Origin of the sequence: Phaeobacter gallaeciensis DSM 26640, from assembly GCF_000511385.1 — a bacterium.
Lineage (GTDB): Bacteria > Pseudomonadota > Alphaproteobacteria > Rhodobacterales > Rhodobacteraceae > Phaeobacter > Phaeobacter gallaeciensis.
On record NC_023137.1, the window covers coordinates 365,543 to 388,569 of the forward strand.

22 protein-coding genes, 1 tRNA gene, 1 other RNA gene and 1 riboswitch are annotated in these 23,027 nt (G+C 59.6%); of the genes, 12 read left to right on the forward strand and 12 right to left on the reverse strand.

Translation table 11 applies throughout. The features are described 5' to 3' along the window. Positions 1 to 13: 13 nt before the first annotated feature. Positions 14 to 1,129, reverse strand: a complete 1,116-nt coding sequence (gene ald, locus GAL_RS01845; RefSeq protein WP_024095887.1) for an alanine dehydrogenase — start codon at positions 1,127 to 1,129, stop codon at positions 14 to 16. A gap of 137 nt (positions 1,130 to 1,266) precedes the next feature. On the opposite strand from ald, the gene GAL_RS01850 reads away from it, so the two are divergent. The 3 genes from GAL_RS01850 (at position 1,267) to ppk2 (ending at position 4,548) form a co-directional block, all read left to right on the forward strand. After that, positions 1,267 to 1,725 carry an Lrp/AsnC family transcriptional regulator gene (locus tag GAL_RS01850; RefSeq protein WP_024095888.1) on the forward strand — a complete coding sequence of 153 codons (459 nt, stop codon included), beginning with the start codon at positions 1,267 to 1,269 and terminating at the stop codon, positions 1,723 to 1,725. 102 nt (positions 1,726 to 1,827) lie between these two features. Continuing rightward, on the forward strand, positions 1,828 to 3,417 hold the full coding sequence (locus GAL_RS01855) for a GMC family oxidoreductase (RefSeq protein ID WP_024095889.1): 1,590 nt from the start codon (positions 1,828 to 1,830) through the stop codon (positions 3,415 to 3,417). Positions 3,418 to 3,630: 213 nt separating this feature from the next. Beyond that, positions 3,631 to 4,548 (forward strand): polyphosphate kinase 2, encoded by a 918-nt coding sequence (ppk2, locus tag GAL_RS01860; protein ID WP_024095890.1) that lies wholly within the window; start codon positions 3,631 to 3,633, stop codon positions 4,546 to 4,548. Between the two features lie 420 nt (positions 4,549 to 4,968). Here the strand turns inward: ppk2 and rpsU are convergent, their stop codons facing one another. Further along, positions 4,969 to 5,175 carry a 30S ribosomal protein S21 gene (gene rpsU / locus GAL_RS01865; protein ID WP_005614280.1) on the reverse strand — a complete coding sequence of 69 codons (207 nt, stop codon included), beginning with the start codon at positions 5,173 to 5,175 and terminating at the stop codon, positions 4,969 to 4,971. 238 nt (positions 5,176 to 5,413) lie between these two features. Here rpsU and GAL_RS01870 point away from each other — a divergent pair, with 238 nt between their 5' ends. Together GAL_RS01870 and GAL_RS01875 are read left to right on the forward strand one after the other, a co-directional pair. Next, positions 5,414 to 6,136 (forward strand): COQ9 family protein, encoded by a 723-nt coding sequence (locus GAL_RS01870; RefSeq protein ID WP_024095891.1) that lies wholly within the window; start codon positions 5,414 to 5,416, stop codon positions 6,134 to 6,136. 91 nt (positions 6,137 to 6,227) lie between these two features. Further along, positions 6,228 to 7,220 carry an NAD(P)H-quinone oxidoreductase gene (locus tag GAL_RS01875; RefSeq protein ID WP_024095892.1) on the forward strand — a complete coding sequence of 331 codons (993 nt, stop codon included), beginning with the start codon at positions 6,228 to 6,230 and terminating at the stop codon, positions 7,218 to 7,220. 36 nt (positions 7,221 to 7,256) lie between these two features. On the opposite strand, the gene GAL_RS01880 is transcribed toward GAL_RS01875, so the two are convergent. Beyond that, entirely contained in the window at positions 7,257 to 8,114 is an 858-nt protein-coding gene (locus GAL_RS01880) for a DUF2189 domain-containing protein (RefSeq protein ID WP_024095893.1), read from the reverse strand. A gap of 208 nt (positions 8,115 to 8,322) precedes the next feature. Then, complete coding sequence (locus tag GAL_RS01885; protein ID WP_024095894.1) at positions 8,323 to 8,994, reverse strand: ribonuclease T2 family protein; 672 nt, start codon at positions 8,992 to 8,994, stop codon at positions 8,323 to 8,325. Positions 8,995 to 9,136: 142 nt separating this feature from the next. On the opposite strand from GAL_RS01885, the gene GAL_RS01890 reads away from it, so the two are divergent. Together GAL_RS01890 and GAL_RS01895 are read left to right on the forward strand one after the other, a co-directional pair. After that, entirely contained in the window at positions 9,137 to 9,910 is a 774-nt protein-coding gene (locus GAL_RS01890; protein WP_024095895.1) for a DUF1013 domain-containing protein, read from the forward strand. 255 nt (positions 9,911 to 10,165) lie between these two features. Next, positions 10,166 to 10,242 (forward strand) — tRNA-Met (locus GAL_RS01895). A 146-nt stretch (positions 10,243 to 10,388) separates the two neighbouring features. Here the strand turns inward: GAL_RS01895 and recR are convergent. The 4 genes from recR to GAL_RS01915 form a co-directional block, all read right to left on the reverse strand. Then, positions 10,389 to 10,988, reverse strand: a complete 600-nt coding sequence (gene recR, locus GAL_RS01900; RefSeq protein ID WP_024095896.1) for a recombination mediator RecR — start codon at positions 10,986 to 10,988, stop codon at positions 10,389 to 10,391. Positions 10,989 to 11,147: 159 nt separating this feature from the next. Continuing rightward, positions 11,148 to 11,492 (reverse strand): YbaB/EbfC family nucleoid-associated protein, encoded by a 345-nt coding sequence (locus GAL_RS01905; RefSeq protein WP_024095897.1) that lies wholly within the window; start codon positions 11,490 to 11,492, stop codon positions 11,148 to 11,150. Between the two features lie 10 nt (positions 11,493 to 11,502). Next, a complete protein-coding gene (locus GAL_RS01910) occupies positions 11,503 to 11,898 on the reverse strand; it encodes a hypothetical protein (protein ID WP_244462783.1) in 396 nt (131 codons plus the stop codon). Next, positions 11,895 to 13,712, reverse strand: a complete 1,818-nt coding sequence (locus GAL_RS01915; RefSeq protein WP_024095899.1) for a DNA polymerase III subunit gamma/tau — start codon at positions 13,710 to 13,712, stop codon at positions 11,895 to 11,897. Before GAL_RS01915 ends, GAL_RS01910 begins: the two co-directional genes overlap by 4 nt. 224 nt (positions 13,713 to 13,936) lie before the next feature. On the opposite strand from GAL_RS01915, the gene GAL_RS01920 reads away from it, so the two are divergent. Next, entirely contained in the window at positions 13,937 to 14,488 is a 552-nt protein-coding gene (locus GAL_RS01920; RefSeq protein WP_040104243.1) for a protein-tyrosine phosphatase family protein, read from the forward strand. A 56-nt stretch (positions 14,489 to 14,544) separates the two neighbouring features. Here GAL_RS01920 and GAL_RS22110 read toward each other — a convergent pair whose 3' ends face one another. The 3 genes from GAL_RS22110 to GAL_RS01930 all read right to left on the reverse strand — a co-directional run bounded on the left by GAL_RS22110 (position 14,545) and on the right by GAL_RS01930 (position 17,533). After that, the gene (locus GAL_RS22110; protein ID WP_024095901.1) at positions 14,545 to 14,958 is read right to left on the reverse strand and encodes a hypothetical protein; all 414 of its coding nucleotides are present in this window, start codon (positions 14,956 to 14,958) and stop codon (positions 14,545 to 14,547) included. Between the two features lie 92 nt (positions 14,959 to 15,050). Next, a riboswitch (cobalamin riboswitch) is annotated at positions 15,051 to 15,289 on the reverse strand. Between the two features lie 183 nt (positions 15,290 to 15,472). Then, positions 15,473 to 15,571: signal recognition particle sRNA small type (gene ffs, locus GAL_RS22115), an RNA gene on the reverse strand. A 90-nt stretch (positions 15,572 to 15,661) separates the two neighbouring features. Beyond that, positions 15,662 to 17,533 (reverse strand): 5'-nucleotidase C-terminal domain-containing protein, encoded by a 1,872-nt coding sequence (locus tag GAL_RS01930; protein ID WP_024095902.1) that lies wholly within the window; start codon positions 17,531 to 17,533, stop codon positions 15,662 to 15,664. A 314-nt stretch (positions 17,534 to 17,847) separates the two neighbouring features. On the opposite strand from GAL_RS01930, the gene nudC reads away from it, so the two are divergent. Next, positions 17,848 to 18,852, forward strand: a complete 1,005-nt coding sequence (nudC, locus tag GAL_RS01935; protein WP_024095903.1) for an NAD(+) diphosphatase — start codon at positions 17,848 to 17,850, stop codon at positions 18,850 to 18,852. 68 nt (positions 18,853 to 18,920) lie between these two features. Further along, the gene (locus GAL_RS01940; RefSeq protein WP_024095904.1) at positions 18,921 to 19,388 is read left to right on the forward strand and encodes an SRPBCC family protein; all 468 of its coding nucleotides are present in this window, start codon (positions 18,921 to 18,923) and stop codon (positions 19,386 to 19,388) included. A 13-nt stretch (positions 19,389 to 19,401) separates the two neighbouring features. Here the strand turns inward: GAL_RS01940 and GAL_RS01945 are convergent, their stop codons facing one another. Continuing rightward, on the reverse strand, positions 19,402 to 20,235 hold the full coding sequence (locus GAL_RS01945) for a prephenate dehydratase (protein WP_024095905.1): 834 nt from the start codon (positions 20,233 to 20,235) through the stop codon (positions 19,402 to 19,404). A 119-nt stretch (positions 20,236 to 20,354) separates the two neighbouring features. On the opposite strand from GAL_RS01945, the gene GAL_RS01950 reads away from it, so the two are divergent. Beyond that, entirely contained in the window at positions 20,355 to 20,858 is a 504-nt protein-coding gene (locus GAL_RS01950) for a c-type cytochrome (RefSeq protein ID WP_024095906.1), read from the forward strand. Positions 20,859 to 21,099: 241 nt separating this feature from the next. Then, on the forward strand, positions 21,100 to 23,022 hold the full coding sequence (locus GAL_RS01955; RefSeq protein ID WP_024095907.1) for an extracellular solute-binding protein: 1,923 nt from the start codon (positions 21,100 to 21,102) through the stop codon (positions 23,020 to 23,022). Positions 23,023 to 23,027 lie beyond the last annotated feature (5 nt).

Sequence of the window (23,027 nt, forward strand, 5' to 3'; positions counted from 1 at the left end):
TGATCGGGAGGTGTTACTTAATCATCAGCTGAGGGGAGACAACGTCGATGCCCAGAGCCTTGCCGACCGCGAAATAGGTCAGCTTGCCTGCGTGCACGTTCAGGCCATTCAGCAGATGCGGATCGTCTGCGCAGGCTTGTTTCCAGCCTTTGTTTGCCAAATTCAGCAAGAATGGCAGGGTGGCGTTGCCCAGTGCCTGGGTCGAGGTGCGGGCAACAGCGCCGGGCATGTTGGCCACGCAGTAGTGCATGATGCCGTCGACCTCATAGATTGGATCGGCGTGGGTGGTGGCCTTTGATGTCTCAAAGCAGCCGCCCTGGTCGATGGCGACATCCACGAGGACCGCACCGGGCTTCATCTCGCTAAGTTGTGCACGTGAGACCAGCTTTGGTGCTGCGGCACCGGGGATCAGAACCGCGCCGATCACCATGTCTGCATCACGCACCAGCTCGGCCGTGGCGCCTGCGGTGGAGTATTGGTTCTTGAAGTCGCGGCCGAAGACATCGTCGAGATATTTCAGGCGGGCCAAGGAACGGTCGAGGATGGTCACGTCCGCGCCCATGCCAGCGGCAATCTTGGCTGCATGAGTGCCAACGACACCGCCGCCGATCACCACAACCTTGGCGGGGGCTACGCCGGGAACGCCACCCATCAGAACGCCGCGACCGCCATTGGCTTTTTGCAGGGTATAGGCGCCCACTTGCGGCGCCAGACGGCCGGCAACTTCGGACATTGGCGCCAGCAGCGGCAGGCCGCCACGGTCGTCGGTCACGGTTTCATAGGCAATCGCGGTGCAACCGGACTCCAGCAGATCACGGGTCTGGTCCGGGTCGGGGGCGAGGTGCAGATAGGTGAACAGCAACTGGCCCTCACGCAGCATCTTGCGCTCAACGGCTTGCGGTTCTTTCACCTTCACGATCATGTCTGCGGTGGCAAAGATCTCCTCGGCGGTGTCGATGATTGCGGCACCTGCTGTAGTATAATCTTCGTCAGTGAAGCCAGCGCCCATCCCGGCACCGGCCTGAATTAGGACGGTATGGCCATGGTTTACGGCTTCGCGGGCGGCGTCCGGTGTCATCCCGACGCGGAATTCCTGCGGCTTGATCTCAGTGGGGCATCCGATTTTCATGCGATCTCTCCTCCAGCATGCTTGCGCTATGATGCCGCAGGAGTGATGAGATTTGCTGCTTTTTTAGGCGAAATAAAAAGGTGCATATCGAAGGTTCTTCTAATATGCTCACCCTTTATCGAAGGATCTTTCAAGATATGTCACTTGATCACACAGATCGTCGCATCTTGCAGGTATTGCAGAAGCAGGGGCGGATCTCCAACGCTGAACTGAGCGAGCAGGTGAACCTGTCGGCATCCGCCTGCCACCGGCGTGTGCAACGGTTGGAGACAGACGGGTATATCCGTAATTACGTCGCTCTTCTTGACGCGCGCAAGATGAACCTGCCGGCAACCGTCTTTGTGGAGATCACGCTGCAAAGCCAGGCCGATGAGCTGCTGGACGCCTTTGAGAAGGCGGTGGGGCGCATTCCCGATGTGTTGGAGTGCCATCTGATGGCGGGTACGGCGGATTACATCCTGAAGGTGGTGGCTGAAAACACCGATGATTTCGCCCGCATCCACCGCCAACACCTGACACGGCTGCCCGGTGTGGCGCAGATGCAGAGTTCTTTTGCATTGCGTACCGTATTCAAGACTACGGCACTACCGGTCTAGCCCTTCCAGCGTGCCTGGGCCTTGGATGGCTTGTCAGGCGGAATGATCTGGGAAAGACTGCCCGATAGAACAGAACGGCAGGACTGTCGCGGGCGGGGGCGTATGGACTGGGACTATATCATTATCGGCGCAGGCAGCGCGGGCTGCGTGTTGGCCAACCGGTTGAGCGCGGCAGGCCAGCGGGTGCTGCTGCTGGAGGCGGGCGGCAAGGACAACTACCATTGGGTGCATATCCCGATGGGCTATCTCTACTGCATCAACAACCCACGCACCGACTGGATGTATCGAACTGAGGCGGAGGCCGGGCTGAATGGGCGCGCGCTGATCTATCCGCGCGGCAAGGTGCTGGGCGGCTGTTCGTCCATCAACGGAATGCTCTATCTGCGCGGACAGGCGGCGGACTACGATGGCTGGCGCCAGCGCGGACTCACTGGCTGGGGCTGGGATGATGTGCTGCCCTATTTCAAGAAATCAGAGGATTACGTCGACGGCCCGTCTGATATGCACGGGGCAGGCGGCGAATGGCGGGTGGAGAACCAGCGCCTGCACTGGGATGTACTGGATGACTGGATGCAGGCTGCTGCCGAATGGGGCCTGCCCAAAGTCACCGATTTTAATACCGGCAACAACGAGGGCGTCGGTTATTTTCGGGTGAATCAACGCGGCGGCTGGCGGATGAATACGGCCAAGGCGTTTTTACGCACCGCGACGGGGCAAAACCTGAAGGTAGAGACCGGCGCCCATATCCAGCGCATCCTGATCGAGAACGGTCGTGCCGTTGGGGTGGAATACCGCCAAGGCGGTGTGGTGAAAACAGCGCGGACGGACGGAGAAGTGATCCTGTCCGCAGGGGCGATCAACAGCCCACAGATCCTTCAGCTGTCTGGTCTGGGTCCGGCTGACGTGCTGCGAGACCACGGAATTACTGTGCAGCGGGACATGCCCGAGGTTGGTCAGAACCTGCAGGATCATCTGCAATTGCGTTGCGCCTGGCGGCTGCAAGGGGCAAAGACGCTGAACACGCTGGCCAATTCGTTTTTGGGCAAGGCAAAGATTGCAGCGGAATATGCGTTGCGCCGGTCCGGCCCGATGTCGATGGCGCCGAGCCAGCTCGGGGCGTTTTCCCGTTCGCGCCCGGATCTGGCGACGCCAGATCTGGAGTATCACGTTCAGCCCCTGACGCTCGACGCCTTTGGTCAGCCGCTGCATGACTTTCCAGGGTTGACGGCAAGCGTGTGTAACCTGCGACCTGAAAGCCGGGGAGAGGTGGCTATCGCCAGCGCGGATCCCATGCAGGCGCCCCGGATCGCGCCGAATTACCTATCGACCGAAGGCGACCGTCAGGTGGCCGTGGCGGCCATCCGGCAAGCGCGGGCGATTATGGGCCAGGGGGCCATGCAGCGTTATGCACCGCAGGAGCTGAAACCCGGCGGCGGTTCGGATGATGAGGCGGATCTGATGCAGGCGGCAGGCGCGATCGGGACAACCATTTTTCATCCGACCTGTACGGTACGAATGGGCGCGGAGGAGGCGGCCCCGGTGGACGGCGCGCTGCGTTTGCGCGGAGTTGGCGGGCTGCGGGTGGTTGATGCCAGCGTGATGCCAGTGATTCCCAGCGGCAATACCAACGCGCCGACGATCATGATTGCGGAAAAGGCAGCTGACATGATTTTGAGCGATCATCGCGGGTAATTGGTGGCTCGGGCTGCATGCCCCCTTGCGTCTGCCGCCAATATTCGATTCCCTGTTCCGATCCGGCTGGCGCGTGGCTTGCGGGATGCGCTGGCCCTTTCAGGGACCAGAGGGGCTAACAGCACTTATCGCTTGCCTGAATGTGACACGAAACGATCACATCCGCCTGATACTGCCGCGTGACTGACCATTGAACGACCAAGGAGCCTTAGCGTGACCAGCGACCATGACCCTGATTCCTTTGACTGGCTGGACGCCGAACTTCAGGACACGCTGGACGAGGATTTCGAGATCGAATTCGCCGAGCCGATGTTGTCGATGGAATTGCGCAAGATCTATCGCTCGCAGCATCCTGAGATGCTGGATCGCAAGGTCTATTTTAGCAATCTTCTGCGGTTGCAGGCTGAGCTGATCAAAGTTCAGGATTGGGTCCAGCACACCGGGGCCAAGGTCTGTATCCTGTTTGAGGGGCGCGACAGTGCCGGCAAGGGCGGGGTGATCAAGCGGATTACCCAACGTCTGAACCCGCGTGTGGCGCGTGTGGTTGCACTGCCGGCTCCCAGTCGCCGTGAGCAGAGTCAGTGGTATTTTCAGCGTTATGTGCCCTACCTGCCGGCCGCAGGTGAAATCGTGCTGTTCGACCGCTCCTGGTATAATCGGGCCGGGGTGGAGCGGGTGATGGGCTTTGCCAGCGATGATCAGGTCGAGCAGTTTTTTCAGGACGTCCCCGAATTCGAGCGGATGTTGGTGCGGTCGGGCATTATCCTGCTGAAATATTGGTTTTCCATCACCGATGAGGAGCAGCAGCTGCGGTTTCTCATGCGGATCCACGACCCGATGAAGCAGTGGAAGCTATCGGCAATGGATCTGGAGAGTCGCATCCGCTGGGAGCAGTATACCAAGGCCAAGGAAGATATGTTCGAGCGCACCAATATTCCCGAAGCGCCCTGGTATATTGTGGAAGGGAACGACAAGAAGCGTGAGCGGTTGAACTGTATCGAGCACCTTCTGACCAAGATCCCCTATTGCGATGTGCCAAGTGAACGCGTGTCGCTGCCGGATCGCGAATATAAGCCCGACTACGAGCGCAGGGTGCTGCCGGATGATCTCTATGTGCCCAAGATTTACTGACCAGAGCTGACGTGGCCGCCGCACTGGAAACGGGCACAAATGTGCCATGCTGGCGTTTTCTGCGCGGGGATGAGGCGGGGAAGAAGGAACCCGGAGCGGCAAATGCCTTGGTTGTAAGGGGGTAAGACAAGCGCCTGATGGGGGGGAGACGCTGCCTGCTCCGGGTTAGACCATCGGGTGTTCCAAATCCGATGGAGCGGGCAGCTGCTGGGGAAACGCGTCAGCCTGCCCGTGCATTAACCAGAGTAGCGCAGTTTGCTCAAAACGAACACACGCAATGCGTGTAATTTTCGATAAAATATTAAGTTTATAGGTGGCGGATTGTCGCACTCGCTATTTATGGGGAGGCCAAAAACGACAAACCCCCGCGGCTGAGCCTCGGGGGTCGTCATTTTGCGTCCAGAACTGCGGACAAAGGGCTCAGAGGAGGCCTTCGCGCTGTGCTTTCTTACGTGCCAGTTTACGGGCACGGCGAATCGCTTCAGCTTTCTCGCGCGCTTTTTTCTCGGACGGCTTCTCGAAATGTTGCTTGAGCTTCATTTCACGGAAGACGCCTTCACGCTGCAGCTTTTTCTTCAGGGCACGGAGCGCCTGATCGACGTTGTTGTCGCGAACACTAACCTGCATGTGGTTTTCACCACCTTTCTAAGTTGAGTTGCAAGGATTTGCAGGAAGTGGCCATATAGCAAGGTCGCCCTAGCTTGTCCAGTACCGGGCCAGTCGGCGGTTAGGCCATTGTGGCGATCGACGGCGGCGCGTCAGTGAGACGATTGGCCGGGTGGATATTGCCCATGTGACATCAGATATCCTGTGTAAACAGATGCGATTGCAATTAGTAAGACGTGAAATTTCGGAAGGCGAGACCATGACGATTGAGGATCACACCGACCCGCGCACAGAGCCTGAGGCGGGAGACATCACCGGGCAATTGCTGGATGCAGCTCTGTTGCATGTGCCCTTTGATGGTTGGAGCGCGGCGACGTTCGCTGCAGCTGTCGAGGACGCAGGGATCACGCCAGCGCTGGCCGAGGCGCTGTGTCCGCGTGGGGCGGTGGATCTGGCCGTTGCCTTTCACAAACGCGGCGATCAGTTGATGCTCGACCGTCTGGCGGAAGAGGACATGACCGGCCTGCGGTTTCGCGACAAGATCGCACGTGCCGTGCGGTTGAGGTTGGAAGTGGTCGATGACAAGGAAGCGGTGCGCCGCGGCACCACGCTGTTTTCCTTGCCGCAATACGCGGGCGACGGAGTTCGCCTAATCTGGGGCACGGTCGATGCGATCTGGACTGCACTGGGCGACGCATCTGAGGATATCAACTGGTACACCAAACGCGGCTCGCTTGCCGGGGTCTATTCGGCGACGGTGCTCTACTGGTTGGGTGACGACAGTCTGGAGCATCAGGCCAGCTGGGAGTTTCTGGACCGTCGGATCGACAATGTCATGCAGTTCGAAAAGCTGAAGGCGCAGGTGCAGTCCAATCCACTGCTGAAACCCCTTCTGGTGGGGCCGAACTGGCTGGCGCAGCAGATCAAGGCGCCCGGCACCCGTGATGACCTGCCGGGCAGCTGGTCCGCGCCACGACGCTGAGCCGCGTAACGTTACAGCGATCCGCAGCGGTGCGGGACCTATGACAGCCGGGTGTCCTTTGCTAGTCAGTGACAACAGCGGAGGAATGCCAATGACCGAAATGATGCGCGCGATTGAGATCCGGGAGCCTGGCGCCCCCGATGTATTGGAGGTCTGCCAACGCCCGGTGCCGACACCCGGCCATGGGCAGGTGGTGCTGAAAGTCGCCTATGCGGGCGTCAATCGCCCCGATGCGCTACAGCGTGCTGGTAAATATGCTCCGCCCCCGACGGCGAGCGACCTGCCGGGGCTGGAAGCCTCGGGCGAGGTTGTTGCCCTTGGGGCGGGGGTCAGTGAGCTAGAGATTGGCGACCGCGTCTGCGCCTTGCTGCCCGGTGGAGGCTACGCCGAATATGTGGCGACCCCGGCGGCGCATTGCCTGCCAATTCCTGAGGGGTTTTCGCTGAAGCAGGCGGCTTGCTTGCCGGAAACCTGTTTCACGGTGTGGTCGAATGTCTTCACCCGTGGTGGCCTACAGGCGGGGGAGCGGTTCTTGGTGCATGGTGGCTCGTCCGGGATTGGGACGACGGCCATTCAACTGGCATCGCAGCTGGGCGCACGGGTGTTCACCACCGCCGGGTCGGATGAGAAATGTGCGGCCTGCCTGAAGCTGGGGGCCGAGCGGGCGATCAACTACCGGGACGAGGATTTCGTAGAGGTGTTGAAGAGCGAAGGCGGGGCCAATCTGATTTTGGATATGGTGGGTGGTGACTATATTCCCCGCAATGTGCGTGCATTGGCGGATGATGGGCGTATGGTACATATCGCCTTCCTCTCCGGTCCGAAGGTGGCGCTGAACTTTGCCCAGATCATGGCCCGGCGGCTGACGCTGACCGGTTCAACCCTGCGCCCGCAAAGCGATCTGGCCAAGGCGCAGATCGCGCAGGATCTGCGTGAAGTGGTCTGGCCTCTGATTGAGGCGGGGAAGTTCGCGCCTGTGATGGATCAGACTTTTGTTCTGTCGGATGCCGCAGCGGCGCATAGGCGGATGGAAGGGTCCACCCATATCGGCAAAATCGTTCTGGAAGTTGGTGGCGAAGTCTAGGCCTCGCTTGATTTGGCTGGTTGCAGAGGCTCGCGGTCAGGCAACGGCTCGACGATAGAGGTGCCATGTGGCGTGTCCCAGTACCGGGACCGCCACGATCATGCCTGCAAACATCGGAACCGCGGCGAGCGTCAGAGCCAGCGCGACAATGGCGCCCCAAGTCAGCGAGACCAGCAGATTTTCGCGCACCACGCGCAGGGAGGTCGCCACTGCGATGGGAAGGCCGACGTGCCGGTCTAGCAGCAGAGGGAATGAGACAAGGCTGACCGCGAGCGCGGCAAATGCAAAGACCGCGCCCGCAGCGCCGCCGATCAGCAACATTGCCCATCCGGGGGCAGTTGTGAAGATGTCCTGTATGAACAGGCTGAGGGAGGCCGGGGCCTCGGGGCCAAGTGTTCGGTTGTAGATGGCGGCGGCGACCGTCAGCCACAGGATGCAGAGCGCGGCAAGATATAGCCCCAGCATCAGGATCGACAAGAACGCAGGAGACCGCAGCACCGCAAAGGCATCCATCCAGCGCGGCGTGAACCCGGCCTCTCGTCGTGCCGACATCTCATAGAGACCAACAGCGGCCACCGGTCCGATCAGCGCAAAGCCCAGAACGAGCGGGAACACCAATGGCAGCAGGTTCATCGACAGGCTGAGGACCACGAGAGCAACACCAATCAGCGGGTAGAGAAACACCAGCGCCATGGCATCAGATCGGCAGGCCGCGAAATCCTGCCAGCCAGCCCGAAGAGCGGCGCCCAGATCCGTGACGTCCAATTGCAGTACACGCGGCATCTCGCCAACCTTGTCGCTGCCGAGGTGATCCACCGAGGCGGAGACATGAGAGCCGGTCAGGCCAAGGGATTTGGCAAGCCAGCTGATGGGGTTTCCGATGGTGCGTTCCATGATCCTTCCTCTCGGGTTAGCGCAGGGCGCACCGAGCGGACGGGTCTGGGGGAGACGGGCGTAGTAGCTCCAGATCAGCGACGCCCCATGCCGGTGCGTATCTGTATCGTACCATAAAGACATCGTGAAGCGGGTCACTATGGCGCGAGGGGCCAATCCGGGGCTGGTCCATGGGCTGAGGCTGTTGCCAGTTGCCGTTGAATGGCCTTTACCGGATCGGCTCAAACACCGCATTTTTCTGCGTGCAATCACGGATCACATCCCTGCCGCAAGGGACAGGTTGCAGATCGCGGGACAAACAGACACGCGCCTCCTGGATGTGACCGTCGCGGCAAGTGATGGTCAGCGTGTTGGGCGCCAGGTCAGGATTGTCCTGCAAGAAGGCCTGCTCGATCAAGCTCGCAGGCAGGGTTACCGGTTGCTGCAGTTTGCGGAAGGCGGCGGGACGTTCAATCTGCGCATAGGCTTGCCGCGACAGCTCAAAATAGGCGCGGGGCGACAGCCCGGAGCAGGTGCCATGTTTCTTCCACTGATGCCAAGCGAGGCCGGGGCTTCCCATGATATCTGCCATCTGCCGCGTCTGCTGGCGGCTTGGCGGGGCCTCGGCAGTGCGGCAGTAGCTGGGCCAGCCGCGGTGAAACTGCGGCCACAGACCATGCAGGGTCCAGCCGTGATCATGGCGGGGGTCGCATTGGTCGGAGTTCTTGGCATCGCCTTCAAGCGCGCACCAGTTCGGTGACCAGCTGAGTGCCAGAACGTAATAGTCGAACTGCCCGGCAATCTCGCCTTCGGCTTTTGCCGGTGTTGCCGTGCCGATGTTCAGCCCGGCGCCCGTGACTGCAATAAGGGCTGCCATCAGGGCCTGTTTGATCCCGCGCATTCGCCTCTTTCCTTATAGAAACATCGCGACTATATAGAACTGAAGTTCCCCGACAACGGAAACCGCCCCAAATCGGGGAAGCCTCTTTCAGGCGACGGGAAAGATGTATCTGGGACAACCGTGTTATTAAGGAGATGAGCGCATGGCAAAACCGTTGATGGCCAAGGCGACCGCCGTGTGGCTGGTGGACAATACCACGATCAGCTTCAAACAGATCGCCGATTTCGTTGGCATGCACGAGCTGGAAATCCAGGGCATTGCAGATGGCGATGTGGCTGCGGGCGTCAAAGGGTTCGACCCGGTTGCCAACAACCAGCTGACGCAGGACGAGGTCGACAAGGCCGAGAAAAACCCCCTGCATAAGCTGAAGTTGAAGTTCAACCCGGCTGCCGCCGGCGAAGAAAAACGCCGAGGTCCGCGCTATACACCGCTGTCCAAGCGTCAGGATCGCCCGGCCTCGATCTATTGGCTGGTGAAGTTCCATCCGGAACTGTCCGATGGGCAGGTGTCGAAACTGGTCGGTACCACCAAGCCGACCATTCAGGCCATCCGTGAGCGGACCCATTGGAATATCGCCAACATCCAGCCGATTGACCCGGTTGCTCTGGGCCTGTGCAAACAGTCCGAGCTGGACGCCGCCGTCCAGAAGGCTGCGGCCAAGAAGGCTGCCGAAGGTGGCGTGATGAGCGATGATGAGCGTCGCAAGCTGGTGTCGACGGAGCAGTCGCTTGAGATGGATGCAGAGCCGCGTATGCCGTCGGCGATCGAGGGTCTTGAAACCTTCACCCTGGGTGGCAACGACAAGCCTGAAGCGGCAGAGGAAGAGACTGTTGTGGATGCGGACAGCTTCTTCAACCTGCCTGCTGGTGGCGATGATGAGGATGAAGACGAGGATAACATCGATCCTCGTTTCTGAGATCCACGTATCGCCGGGCTGGCGGTAGAGCAGATAGCAAAGACCACGGTGCGCGCTGCGTTCCGTGGTCTTTTTTCGTCTGGGGCGCGCAGAGGCCGGGGGTGCCGCCAGGGTAATGTCGCGGCGCATAATGGGGTGCGCGGAGGTCGCTCAATTGAGCGTCACAGAAAATTCGCCTTTCGACGCCGATCCCTGCATTTTTCTGACTTTTCCGCCTTGACGCGCGGGCGTGGCTGGCGTACCTCGCACCCCGACGGCGCGGTAGCTCAGTTGGTTAGAGCGAACGACTCATAATCGTTAGGTCGGGAGTTCGAGTCTCCCCCACGCCACCATTCTTCTCTTGAAAACATAGACTCGGCCACTGGCAGATTGCCGGATGCGACTTGCGCTTTGTGGCTATGAGCGGGTCTTGTGGCCGGTCTCGGTTGATCTCGTCAAGGCTGGTGGGGCGAAGTTGCGTAGCACCCGCTGGAGCGCTTCAGATCTCCTTACGCGCGCGCAGGGCGGCTGTGATGGTGCCTTCGTCGAGGTAGTCCAGTTCTCCGCCGATGGGCACACCCTGTGCCAGTGAGGTGAGGCGAACGCGGCCGCTCAGCTGATCAGCGATGTAATGCGCGGTGGTCTGGCCGTCGATGGTGGCATTCAATGCCAAAATAACCTCGGTGACCTGTTCGGCCTGAACCCGGTCCACCAGACGGGGAATGCGCAGATCCTCCGGACCGACCGCGTCCAAGGCCGAGAGCGTCCCGCCGAGCACATGGTATCGCCCCTTAAAAACGCCCGCACGTTCCATGGCCCAGAGGTCGGACACATCCTCCACTACGCAGAGTTCGCCGTTCGCACGGGTCATGTCCTCACAGATGGTGCAGAGGTCACTAGTGCCGACATTGCCGCAGTTGAGGCATTCCTGCGCGGTGGCGGCCACCTCGCTCATGGTTTCAGCAAGTGGAGTCAGCAGCAGGGCGCGTTTGCGAATGAGGTGGAGTACGGCGCGGCGGGCAGAACGCGGCCCCAGCCCCGGCAGTTTGGCCATCAAGGCAATCAGGTCTTCGATATCGGTGGTTGAGTTCTTGATCATGCCTAAACGCCCTTCTTTGCCCCGCTATATAGGCTGATTGCGCCCTCGGAGTACAAGGGGGCGCAGGGCAACTGTTCAGGTTTTGTTTTTGCGGGCGCCGCGGGCAAAAACAAAAGGCGACCCGAAGGCCGCCTGATGTTGTGTATATGGTGCCGAGCGTCAGAACGGCAGCTTGATATCCTTGGGCAGGCCCATGCTTTCGGTCAGGCTGGCCATTTCTTCCTGCGCCTTTTCGGCGGCTTTGGCCTGGGCATCCTTGATCGCAGCGAGGATCAGGTCTTCGACCACTTCCTTGTCGTCGCCGTTGAAGATCGACGGGTCGATATCCAGCGCCTTCAGGTCGCCCTTGGCCGAGGCAGTCGCCTTCACCAGACCTGCGCCTGCTTCGCCGGTGACCATGACATTGTGCAGCTCTTCCTGCATCTGCGCCATTTTGGTTTGCAGTTCCTGTGCCGATTTCATCATCTTGGCCATGTCGCCAAGACCGCCGAGGCCTTTGAGCATCTGTTTTCTCCTAAGTGCGAGGGCGCAAGGCGCCGTAAGTCATCACCGCACATATCGCAATTGCGAGGCCGATGAACAAGTGGGGTGGTCCGAGGCAGCCTTCAGCAAGGGCGTAGGTATCCACATAATCAAGCGCGTTTTCGTACCGGTCAACCGCAATGACAAAGGCGATACCGGCCCAAAGCACGGCGGCGATTACGAAGGTCGGGCGGTTTCGTGTGACCAGGGCGATGCCCGCAAGGGCAAGCAACGCAAGGGACATGGGCAGGGTGGAGAGGTTAATCAACTCATCCCAGGCTGTGGCCGGACCATTACCTGGGTGCCAAAACGGTCGTTCCTTATCACAGACTTCTGCAAGGGCTGCGGCAGGAAACAGCGTCGCGATGAAGCCTATCGCCCAAGTCACTCTTCTTCGAAGGGATCCCATTCGTCTTCGACCTCTGGCAGGGCGTCTGCTTCGACCTCGGCGGCGAGATCTTCTGCTGTGCGAATTTTGGTGATCTTTGCGTTGGGGAAGCTCTCAAGGACAGCTTGAACGATCGGGTGTTTGCTGGCCTCCGCTCGCAGGGCGTTCTCAGCGGCGTTGTCACGTTCAGTGATCGTCTCACCGCCACCCTCATTGGCGAGGGAGATCACCCAACGGGCATGGGTCCAGGTCTGCAACTGCTGGCCCAGACGTGCGGCGAGATCCTTGGGGGCGTCATCCGTTGGCTGAATAGTGATCCGACCGGGTTGGTAAGACACCAGACGCAGGTAGGTCTTCACATATTCCAGCAGCAGGCCGTCGCGCTTTACCCGGATCAGTTCGATCACATGTTCGAAGCTGGGATAGCGGGCGAGGGCGAGATCTGCCTGCGGGGCGAGCGCGGTTGCCTGTCCGTTGCCTGCCGACATCGTCGGTCCGCCTTGGGGGCCGCCTGGCATGCCGCCCTGCGGTCCGGGTTGCTGGGGGACGTAAGCGCCTGCGCCTTGGGGGGCGCCAGATGGTCCGCCAGAGTTCCCCATGGGCGCGTTCATATGCCCGCCGGATGGCGGCGGCGGCGTATCCTGCAGGGTGCGCATCAGCTGTTCAGGTGTCGGTAGGTCTGCCACATGGGTCAGGCGGATCACCGCCATTTCAGCAGCCATCATCGCATTGGGGGCGGCGGCGACCTCTTCCAGCGCCTTCAGCAGCATTTGCCACATCCGAGTCAGGACACGCATCGGCAGCGCCTCGGCCATTTGGCTGCCACGGGCGCGCTCATCCGGGCTGACGGTGGGGTCTTCAGCCGCGTCAGGGGTGATTTTCACCACGGACACCCAATGGGTGATCTCGGCCAGATCACGCAGTACGGCCAGCGGATCGGCGCCCTCGGCATATTGCGCGCTGAGTTCGGTCAGCGCCGAAGCCGCGTCGCCGCGCAGAATCATGTCGATGAGGTCCAAGACCCGTCCGCGATCCGCCAGCCCCAACATGGCGCGGACCTGATCTGCTGTTGTTTCGCCCGCGCCATGGGAGATCGCCTGATCAAGGAGTGAGGTGGCATCGCGGGCAGAGCCTTCGGCGGCGCGGGTGATGAGCGCCAGCGCGTCCTCGGCGATCTGCGCGTTTTCGGCGCCGGCGATCTTTTGCAGTAGGCCGATCATCACCTCGGGTTCAATGCGGCGCAGGTCGAAGCGCTGGCAGCGCGACAGGACGGTCACCGGTACCTTGCGGATTTCCGTGGTCGCGAAGATGAATTTCACATGTGCGGGCGGTTCCTCCAGCGTCTTCAATAGCGCGTTGAAGGCGGAGGTCGACAGCATGTGGACTTCGTCGATGATGTAGATCTTGTAGCGGGCAGAAGCGGCGCGGTACTGTACCGAATCGATGATTTCGCGGATGTCGCCCACCCCGGTGCGCGAGGCGGCGTCCATCTCCATCACGTCGACATGCCGACCTTCCATGATCGCCGTGCAATGCTCGCATTTGCCGCAAGGTTCAGTGGTTGGGCCACCCTGACCATCCTCACCGATGCAATTCATGCCCTTGGCAATGATCCGCGCGGTTGTCGTCTTACCGGTGCCGCGAATACCGGTCATGATAAAGGCCTGGGCGATACGGTCGGCAGCAAAAGCGTTTTTCAACGTCCGCACCATGGCATCCTGACCTACCAGATCGGCAAAGGTCTCGGGCCGGTATTTGCGGGCCAGAACCTGGTATTGGGATTGGCCTGCTGTGTCGCCTGCTGTGTCGCTCATGATCTCTCGTGCCAGATTCGGGGGTCGGTCTTTTGTATTCGGGTAAAGTAGGCAAGCGCGCGCGTGGCGTCCACCGCTGATGCAGATCGAAGAGGCTTCCACCGCCAGTGCGGACCAAGAAACCACTAGGCGCCTGGCGGGTGGGTCGCTACATTGAAGGGTGTGATCGTCCGGGGGGATCGTTGACGCAGGATTTGCGGCGCATTTGGCAGTGGGGGCTGACAATGGAGCATGAATCTCAGGGTGACGAGGTCGACAGCGGGAAAAGAGGCAGGCCATTGGTGCTGCATGCGCTATCGGTGGCGGACGGTATTTTGGCGCTATGTCCGTTGCCGGGGTCAAGCGGGGATTATTATGCCGACATAGAGCATATTCGGGAGTGGCGGCCCGGGCTGGTCATTTCCATGACAATGGAGGCGGAACACGCCGCTGTCGGTGCAGCGAGCCTCGGCAGCGATTTGCAGAGCCTTGGCAGCCGATGGATCCACCTACCGGTTCCCGACTTCAGCACGCCCCCTCCGGACATTTTGAAACGTTGGCCTGAGGCCAGTCATATGGCCCGCAAAGCGCTTGTCGGGGGTGGCCGGGTGCTGGTGCATTGCCGGGGCGGCTGTGGCCGGTCGGGAATGGTTGTGCTGCGACTAATGACAGAATGCGGTGAGCGGCCCGATCTGGCGCTGGCGCGACTGCGCGCGGTGCGCCCTTGCGCCATTGAAACCGAGGAGCAGATGGCTTGGGCCTATGGCCCAAGACGCATTCCCGGCAACGCGCGCTGACTTGGGGTCGCTACGTAGCGCCGCCAAAGGCCCGTTCAACAGGTTGCTGTGGGTTGTCAGGCGGTCACGGATTGCAGTTGCGTTGGCTTGATCCCGGGCTTTGGTGTCAAGGGCAGGGCCTGAGCGAGGCCACAGGGGTATTCCGGCAGACGGGTGATGGGGCGGCTGTTCGCTGTTTGGCAGAAAAGTGCATCCGCGAATTGGTCAAGACTTCCCTGATCCGCCTCCGGAGAGATGCCGCAGTAGATGCGGATACGATCGTGGCTGGCCGCAAACCGTGCCTGGCAGGGCCGGTCGCAGGCGGTCAACTCACAGTTGCCCGCAATTTCAAAGTCATCAGTTGTGACCGTGCGGGCCTGTCCCAAAGCAGCGGCCAGGCGTGACAGCATGCGTTCTGCCGCAGGGCAGGGGTGTCCCAGATGTTGGCAATTGCTGAGTGAGTAGCGATGTGTTGTATCAGTCCAGTTCATTGCGCCCTCCGCGCGAAGGAGGGGATGAATGGTCAGAGCTGGCAGGCCAATGGGCAGACATGCAGACCCTGCCAGAACACCCCGCCTGGTTTCGAGTTTCTTTTCAGATGGCAGGTCTCCTGACTTGCGGGTCGTCACAACACCGGGGCCTTCCCAATGCGGCAGGTCCATGTGGACGCTGGCATCAGTGGCATAGTCCGGGGTCGCTCACCGCTTACAGTTGCGGGGGCAGTCGCGGCATTGATCTGGCTGGTTTGCCATCTCGCACCGTGTTCCCTTTTCATCCTGACCGTCCGAAGGCGATACAGGAACCATCTGCTTAAGAGCTAGCGGGGGTGGGGCCGAGTCGTCAAGCGCTTCGTCTGGATACGGCCGGAATTACTGATCCGTGCTGGCGCTATATCTGGTGGTGCGAATTCTGAGGCTTCTATATATTGTGCTGTTTGACATCTCTTATGCGGAAGTGATGCTGTGCGCTCACTGCTACGGAACAGCCATCTCGTACGAAAGAGAAAGGTGAGAGGTTGGACATCGACCCAAGCGGGGCTCGTTGTGGCTGCTTCCTTCCGGATCTGACCAGGTTGGCGAGGCGCTTGCCCGCGCCAACCTCTCAATCCCCGATATAGGAGTGCGGGCGGGGAATGGCAAGCCCGTGCGATGCGCAATATGAACGGAGCCGCGAGGCTGATCATATGCTTTGATCTTACAATCTGACGCCAATCCGCAGGAACCCGTCGGGTGTGGTTCCATGCAGGCTGTGGCGGGACGGATCAAGATCGCTGAGATAGGCGCGGGCTCCTGGGCCGGTAAAGATCTCGGCTTCTGTGGAGGCGTGGCTGAACAGGCGCCAGGGCGGAGGTGCGTGTTCCAATGGGTCACGGTCAGTGCGTCCGGCAACGTAGTCGCGGATTGCGTCTCTCACCCTTAACGGGGGGGTCGGTAGTGGCGTGGCGGCCTGTGCAGTGGCGAAATTACCGCCGCCGCCGATGCGGTAGCTACTGACTGCCACCGCGAAATGCTGACTGTCACGCACCGGTGCCCCCTTCCAGCGGAGGTTGCGGATCCGGTGGCTGTCCGGATTTGCCAGTTCTCCATCGCTGGCAAACCGGGCTGGTGCAGAGACATCAATATCGTATTGGATGCCGAAGATGACATCGAAATTATGGCCGGCCCGATCTTCGTTCAGTAAGGGCGAGCCAAAGGTGCCGGGGGCAACCTGATTGAACAACCCGGCCGACATTTCCAGCCAGTCGCGCAGTTGGGCGCCATTTAGAACCACCGTGCGCAACTCATTCGGGAAAGGTTGAATATCGATGACATGGCGCATGTACATCTGCCCGACCGGCACATCCGTATAATTTGAGGGGCCTGAGCGTGCTCCAAATTTTCCTGGGGCCGCCGCCGAGAGCAGGGGCAGGTTGCTGGCCACGGTATCTGTCAGGGCCGGACGCACTGCAGCTGCCTGGGCCCAAGCCACCAAGGCAAGGGCCTGATCGCGTCCGAGAAAAGTGAAATAGGAATGCAGCGGTTGGTTTGTGCGGCCCACGGGTTGCGCCATGCGGGTCCGTGTTTCGGCATGATCTTCCGCGAGTGCCTCGATCATTGCAGGATCTTCCGCCACGAGCGGCGTCAGTACGCCGCCAGCACCGCCAATGGTCCTGCGTCGAGCTATGGGACGGAGCGTACTGGTGGCCTTCGTTATTGCCCAGCGATCAGAATGCCACGTGACCCGCAGATCGATCACGCCAAGATGTGAGCCATGGGCCCCGGGCATCACGACTGGCACAGAAACCGGGTGGCGCGGATCGGGCAGCGTCAGATGGGTATGGCCGCCGATAATTGCGTCCAGTACGCCAAGATTGGCCAGCGGATGGAGGGCATTTTCGATACCGTAGGTCGCGTGTTTCTCTCCGATACCAGTATGAGCGAGCGCCACGACGATGTCGCAGCCCTGTTCGCGTAAGGCCACAGCGTGGTCGCGGGCGGATTGCACCATGTCCTCGATCGTAACTTTGCCCTGGAGTAGATGAGCTGCCCATTTGAGGGTTTGTATCGGCAGGACCGAGAGCAGGCCAATACGCAGCGGCGGTGTGTCTGCGGTATCAGCGAGCTCACGTTCGAGAACGGTTGCTTGGCTGAACGGAAGAGACAACTGCGGGTCCAGCGCCTGCATATTTGAACAGAGCACCGGACAGTTGATGTGCAATAGCGCCTGCCGCAACTGGTCCAATCCGAAATCGAAGTCGTGATTTCCAAGGCCGACAGCATCATACTTGAGCAGATTGAATGCTTGCGCAACCGGTGCGGGACGGGTGTGGCTGAGTTCTAGCGGACGCTCTGCAATCGGGGTGCCAAAGATACTATCTCCGTTATCCAGAAGCAGGGTAGCAGCACCGATTGTCGCGGCTTCGCGGCGCGCCTGCGCAATCAGCGTGGCTACACGGGAGAGACCCAGCGCAGGATCAGGTTGATCGGAGTAGTAGTCGTGACTGAGCAGGTTTGCGTGGAGATCCGTGGTCGCCATAATGCGCAGGGATCCGACCTTGTTGTCCCCGGCTTCGTCCGATCCTGTCATGTGGCGTTTCTTAGAGGTCGCACGGTAAATCCCGAGGTGGCGTTGATTGCCAATTTATTAACAAGCCTGTTTGCCTCTTTGAAGCAATCAAATGTGACACTCGAAAGCCGCTTATTGCTGAAAATTCTATTCAATGGCGTTGCTTTCCTCTTGAGATACCGCGGATTTGCGGCTTTCACCTACTTCGAGGGTTCGGAATATTTCTAGGCCACTGTGGCGCAGAGGAAACAGCTTTTCAGCTTAGGGCTGCATGTCTCTGACGGATTCAGGTGCTGCGGCACATTTGTGCGCAGGCGAAAGAGCGGGACGAGGCGATGCGACAGGCAGAACAGGTGACATTTGGCGGCAGTGGTTTGAACCGGGCAGCGCATCTCAGGGACGATCCTGCGGCTTTGGCTGCGCTTTGGGAAGGCGGGAACTGTCGTATCCTGTTGATCTGGCGTGGAAAGCCATTGTGCACCCTGCCTTCAGGGGCTGCCGTGGTATCAGACAGCGCGATTGTCCCTGAGGCTCTGGCCTGGATCCGGCCTGATCATCCTGTGGTCACGGGCACGGCGGCGGGTGCTGTCTTTCTCGGGATCTGTACGGCAGGGCTGGCACGGTTCTCGGTTGATATCAGTGATTGGCAGCCGGACAACCTTGACGATATGGCGCTGCGCGCCTTTGTGGATAACAGCGAGCAGCAGCATCCGGATCTGCCGCAGGACACTGGATTTGTCGAACTGCGACGCATCATGGCCCAGCTCAGCCGCGAGGATGCAGAACTGGCGGCGACCGCACGGGCGGTGTTCGGCTGGCATCACTCGCATGGATATTGCGCTTGCTGCGGCACCAAAAGCGATATGGCGCAGGCAGGTTGGCAACGGGTCTGCCCCAGCTGCGGAGCGGCGCATTTTCCACGCACTGACCCGGTCGTGATCATGTTGATCACCCATGGGGATGCTGTTCTGGTCGGGCGGTCGCCGGGGTGGCCCGAGGGGATGTATTCCCTGCTGGCCGGGTTCGTGGAACCAGGCGAAACACTGGAGGTCGCTGTGCGGCGTGAGACTGCGGAAGAGACCGGGGTGAAGGTCGGTGCCGTCAGCTATCTGTCCAGTCAGCCCTGGCCATTTCCAATGTCGCTGATGTTCGGTTGCGCGGGTGAGGCCTTGGGACGTGAGATCACCATTGATCCTAAAGAGATCGAAGATGCGATCTGGGTCTCGCGTCAGGATATGATGACGGTATTCGAAGGGGAGCACCCTGATATTCGCCAGCCTCGCAAAGGTGCAATTGCACATTTTCTGCTGCAGAACTGGCTTGCAGATACGCTGGATTGAGACGAATAGTAGCAGTCAGTACAAGATCGCCATCGGATTTTCAGATCCGCTGTAACAACAGGACGCCCATGGATTTTTCCAGCAAAGAAGACATCGACGCACCAATTGCAGAAGTCTTTCGATCGATTTCGGATTTCGAAAATATGGAGCGTATGGCGCTGCGCCGGGGTGTGGATGTGCAGCGGATGGGGGATGTTCATCATCCCGAAAACGGGCTGGCCTGGGAGATCGAGTTCCAGTTTCGCGGCAAGAAGCGCAATCTGCACCTATCGCTCAGCACCTATGAGCCGGTGACGCAGATTGTGCTGACAGGCACAGGCAGCGGCCTGGATGGCGCGATGGATATCGAGTTGCTGGCCCTGTCGCCGCGGCGTACCCGCTTGTCGGTGACCCTATCGCTGACACCCAAGACGCTGTCGGGGCGTTTGATGGTTCAGTCGTTGAAGTTGGCGCGCAGCAAGTTGAACCGCGGCTTCAAGAAACGCGTCTCCGAGTTTGCCAAACAGACTGAAGACCGGGTTGGCCGCTCCGCCTGACGCGAATTACAGATCAGAAACGATCATCATTCGCCGGGTAGACCCCCAGGATTTCGATGTTGGTGGTGAAATAGGCCAGTTCATCCATGGCGAGGCGAACATTGGGATCGTCCGGATGGCCATCGATATCAGCATAGAACTGGGTCGCGGTGAAAGACCCGTCGACCATGTAGCTCTCGAGCTTTGTCATGTTGATGCCATTTGTCGCAAAGCCACCCATAGCCTTGTAGAGCGCGGCGGGTATGTTGCGGACTTGGAAGACGAAGCTGGTGATCATGCCATGGTTGCCCCGGCGCTCCATATTCGGCTCGCGCGACATGGTCAGGAAACGGGTGGTATTATTGCCATGATCCTCGATATGGCGGGCCAATACCTCCAGGCCGTAGATCTCGCCAGCCAGTTCACTGGCCAGCGCGGCGTGGGTCTTGTCACCCTGTTCGGCCACGTCACGGGCGGCGCGGGCATTGTCGGGGCTGACACGGCCGTGGATGTTGTTTTCGCTTAGAAACCGTGCACATTGCGGCAGCAGCACGAGATGTGAATGCGCTTCTTTAACTTCTTCAAGCTGCGCGCCCGGAACGCCAAGGAGGTTGATGTGCACCCGCACAAAGGCTTCGTCAATGATGTGGAGGCCGCTGTGCGGCAACAGGCGGTGAATATCGGCAACGCGTCCATAGGTGGAATTCTCAACCGGCAGCATGGCCAGCTCAGCCGCACCGCTGCGTACTGCGTCGATCGCGTCCTCAAAGTTGCGGCAGGGCAGCACATCCATCTCTGGTCGCTCCTTGCGGCAGGCTTCGTGGCTGTAGGAGCCAAGCTCCCCCTGAATGGCAATTCTCTGGGTCATAACTGCGACATCCGTGCAAAACTTCAAAAAACGGGCGTTTCGTCGCGCTGTCTATACCTTGCCACTTGAGAGGGGAAGCCTTAGACACCCTCCCAGACAGCTGAAATGGACTCGCGATCATGTTTGACACGATGACCCTTACCAAAGCGACCGCAGGCGTTTGCGGCGCGTTCCTCGTGTTCCTCCTGGGCAAATGGGCCGCAGAGGAACTCTATCATACCGAAAGCCACGGCGAGGCTTCCTATGTGATTGAAGTGGAAGAGGCAGGTGCGGAAGAAGTTGTTGAAGTCGTAGACTTTGGCGAACTGATGGCCGCTGCAGACGTTGGCAAAGGTGCCAAGGTCTTCAAGAAATGCTCCGCCTGCCACAAACTCGAAGCCGGTGACAACGCCACCGGTCCCTATCTCTATGGGGTGGTTGATCGTCCGATCGCCGCTGCGGATGGTTTCGGATACTCTGCTACTCTGGCCGGTCTTGGCGGTGAATGGACCGCAGAAGAGCTGGACGCCTTCCTGACGAAACCGTCGCAATACGCGCCGGGCACCACCATGAGCTTCAGCGGGCTGAAGAAGCAGAAGGATCGGGTGAACCTGATCGCTTATCTCGATAGCCTCGACGACTGATTTTGTCGCTTTACGGCAGAACGAAAAGACCGCGCCATCCAGCGCGGTCTTTTTCGTTTTCAGGCGTGGGCAGCGTCGAAGTGATCAAGTTTAAGTGCGATTCGGCGGGTTCATGCCCGCTCGTTGCTTGACACACGGGAAATTCAGCCAATCTGAACTTGAATGTTAGGGGGGCAGCCGCATAGCTTTGGGTCAGACAATGATCCTGGCAGCGAACGCCGGACAATGGAGGTATTGGCAGATGAAGACGCCCACCGCACCGCGCCGCGCCGTTTCGGCCCGAGTGGTTGATCCGCAACCATTTTTTCGCATCGTGATGACAGGGTTTGCCGCGCTCATCATCTGCGCGATGGCGGCCTCGCTGGCCTTTGCTGAAGAGCGGGTGATCAAAAGTCACGGCTTCACTGAATTCGGAGAGCTGAAATATCCCGAGGGCTTTGACCATTTTGACTACGTCAATCCAGAGGCCCCGAAAGGCGGCGAACTGTCTCTCTCTGCGGTTGGAACCTTCGACAGTATGAACCCTTACACCCGTAAAGGGCGCGGAGGCGCCATGTCGGCGGATCATTTTGAATCACTTATGATTGCTTCTTACGATGAACCCGGATCCTATTATGGGTTGCTGGCAGAGAGTCTGGAGTATCCGGAGAGCCAGGACTGGGTGATTTTCAACATGCGCCCTGAAGCACGGTTTTCTGATGGGACGCCCGTGACGGCTGAGGATGTTGTCTTCTCACACAACCTTCTGTTGGAGCAGGGGCTGCAATCCTACGCGGAGGCCGTCAAAAAGCGCATTCCGAAGGCAGAAGCGCTTGGGCCGCATCGGGTGAAGTTCTATTTCTCACCGGATTTCCCGCGCCGGGCGATGATCACACAGGTCGGTGGAACCTCAGTGTTTTCCAAGGCCTGGTTTGAGGCAGATCCGGAGAACCGGCGTCTGGATGAGCCGCGGTTGGATCCGGGTATCGGGTCTGGCCCGTATGTGCTCGAAAGCGCGGATGTGAACCAGCGTATCGTCTATAAACGCAATCCCGATTACTGGGGCAACGACGTGAATGTAAATGTCGGGCGCCACAACTACGATCGCATTCGGATTGAGTATTTCGGCGACAGTGTTGCCGCGATGGAAGGGTTCAAGGCCGGGGTCTATACCATGCGCCCGGAGAACAGCTCCAAGAGCTGGGCCACTGCCTATGGGTTCGACGCGGTCAAAGAGGGCGATGTGGTGAAAGGGGAATTCCCCGATGGTAATGTTCCCGCTGCCAGCGGGTTTGTAATGAACCTTTTGCGCCCCAAATTTCAGGATCCCCGCGTGCGCGAAGCGATCCAGCTTGCCTATAATTTTGAATGGACCAACGACAGTCTGCAATATGGGCTGTTCGCGCAGCGCCATTCGTTCTGGCAGGATTCGGCTCTTGAAGCGACGGGGCTGCCCGAGGGACGCGAATTGGAAGTGTTGCAGGATTTGGGTGATCAAATTGATCCGGCGCTGCTGACAAGTGAGCCGGTGATGGCGCATAGCTCAAAACCTGCGCGGCCAGCGGATCGGCGCAACCTGCGCCGGGCGATGAAACTGCTGGATGAGGCGGGCTGGGCTGTTGGCGATGATGGTCTGCGCCGCAATGCAGAGGGCGAGCTGTTTAAGCTTGAGTTCCTGATCGATTCGCCCACGATTGAGCGGATCGTACAGCCCTATATCGCGAACCTGCGGCAGATGGGGGTGGATGCCATCTCTAACCGGGTCGATTTCGCGCAATATACAAGCCGTCGCCGTGAAAAAGACTTTGATATGATCACCTTCGCCTATCCAAAATACCTGCAGCCCTCGACCGGGTTGTATCAGCAGTTTGGGTCCGACGCGCATGAGTTTTCAGTGTTCAACCCGGCGGGGATGGCGGATCCGGCGGTTGATACGCTGATTGGCGCCATCGTGAAGGCGGAAGATCAGGAAGAGCTCTACGCCAATGTGCGCGCGTTGGACCGCGTCCTGCGGGCTAAGCGTTTCATGGTTCCCACTTGGTATCTGGATGTGAATTGGGTGGCCTATTGGAATTTCTATGAGCAGCCCGAGACCCTGCCGTTGTTCGATCTGGGATTGCGCGATGTTTGGTGGGTCAACGCCGAGAAAGAAGCGGCATTGAAATCCTCTGGCGCATTGCGGTAAGCGCC

Coding starts and splice junctions, on each gene's coding strand:
- GAL_RS01855 (WP_024095889.1), top strand. CDS start 1,828: ATGGACTGGGACTATATCATTATCGGCGCAGGCAGCGCGGGCTGCGTG.
- GAL_RS01890 (WP_024095895.1), top strand. CDS start 9,137: ATGGCAAAACCGTTGATGGCCAAGGCGACCGCCGTGTGGCTGGTGGAC.
- GAL_RS01850 (WP_024095888.1), top strand. CDS start 1,267: ATGTCACTTGATCACACAGATCGTCGCATCTTGCAGGTATTGCAGAAG.
- GAL_RS01945 (WP_024095905.1), bottom strand. CDS start 20,235: ATGACCCAGAGAATTGCCATTCAGGGGGAGCTTGGCTCCTACAGCCAC.
- GAL_RS01875 (WP_024095892.1), top strand. CDS start 6,228: ATGACCGAAATGATGCGCGCGATTGAGATCCGGGAGCCTGGCGCCCCC.
- GAL_RS01950 (WP_024095906.1), top strand. CDS start 20,355: ATGTTTGACACGATGACCCTTACCAAAGCGACCGCAGGCGTTTGCGGC.
- rpsU (WP_005614280.1), bottom strand. CDS start 5,175: ATGCAGGTTAGTGTTCGCGACAACAACGTCGATCAGGCGCTCCGTGCC.
- GAL_RS01905 (WP_024095897.1), bottom strand. CDS start 11,492: ATGCTCAAAGGCCTCGGCGGTCTTGGCGACATGGCCAAGATGATGAAA.
- GAL_RS01930 (WP_024095902.1), bottom strand. CDS start 17,533: ATGACAGGATCGGACGAAGCCGGGGACAACAAGGTCGGATCCCTGCGC.
- GAL_RS01915 (WP_024095899.1), bottom strand. CDS start 13,712: ATGAGCGACACAGCAGGCGACACAGCAGGCCAATCCCAATACCAGGTT.
- GAL_RS01920 (WP_040104243.1), top strand. CDS start 13,937: ATGGAGCATGAATCTCAGGGTGACGAGGTCGACAGCGGGAAAAGAGGC.
- GAL_RS01955 (WP_024095907.1), top strand. CDS start 21,100: ATGAAGACGCCCACCGCACCGCGCCGCGCCGTTTCGGCCCGAGTGGTT.
- GAL_RS01870 (WP_024095891.1), top strand. CDS start 5,414: ATGACGATTGAGGATCACACCGACCCGCGCACAGAGCCTGAGGCGGGA.
- recR (WP_024095896.1), bottom strand. CDS start 10,988: ATGATCAAGAACTCAACCACCGATATCGAAGACCTGATTGCCTTGATG.
- GAL_RS01880 (WP_024095893.1), bottom strand. CDS start 8,114: ATGGAACGCACCATCGGAAACCCCATCAGCTGGCTTGCCAAATCCCTT.
- ald (WP_024095887.1), bottom strand. CDS start 1,129: ATGAAAATCGGATGCCCCACTGAGATCAAGCCGCAGGAATTCCGCGTC.
- GAL_RS01885 (WP_024095894.1), bottom strand. CDS start 8,994: ATGCGCGGGATCAAACAGGCCCTGATGGCAGCCCTTATTGCAGTCACG.
- GAL_RS01940 (WP_024095904.1), top strand. CDS start 18,921: ATGGATTTTTCCAGCAAAGAAGACATCGACGCACCAATTGCAGAAGTC.
- GAL_RS22110 (WP_024095901.1), bottom strand. CDS start 14,958: ATGAACTGGACTGATACAACACATCGCTACTCACTCAGCAATTGCCAA.
- nudC (WP_024095903.1), top strand. CDS start 17,848: ATGCGACAGGCAGAACAGGTGACATTTGGCGGCAGTGGTTTGAACCGG.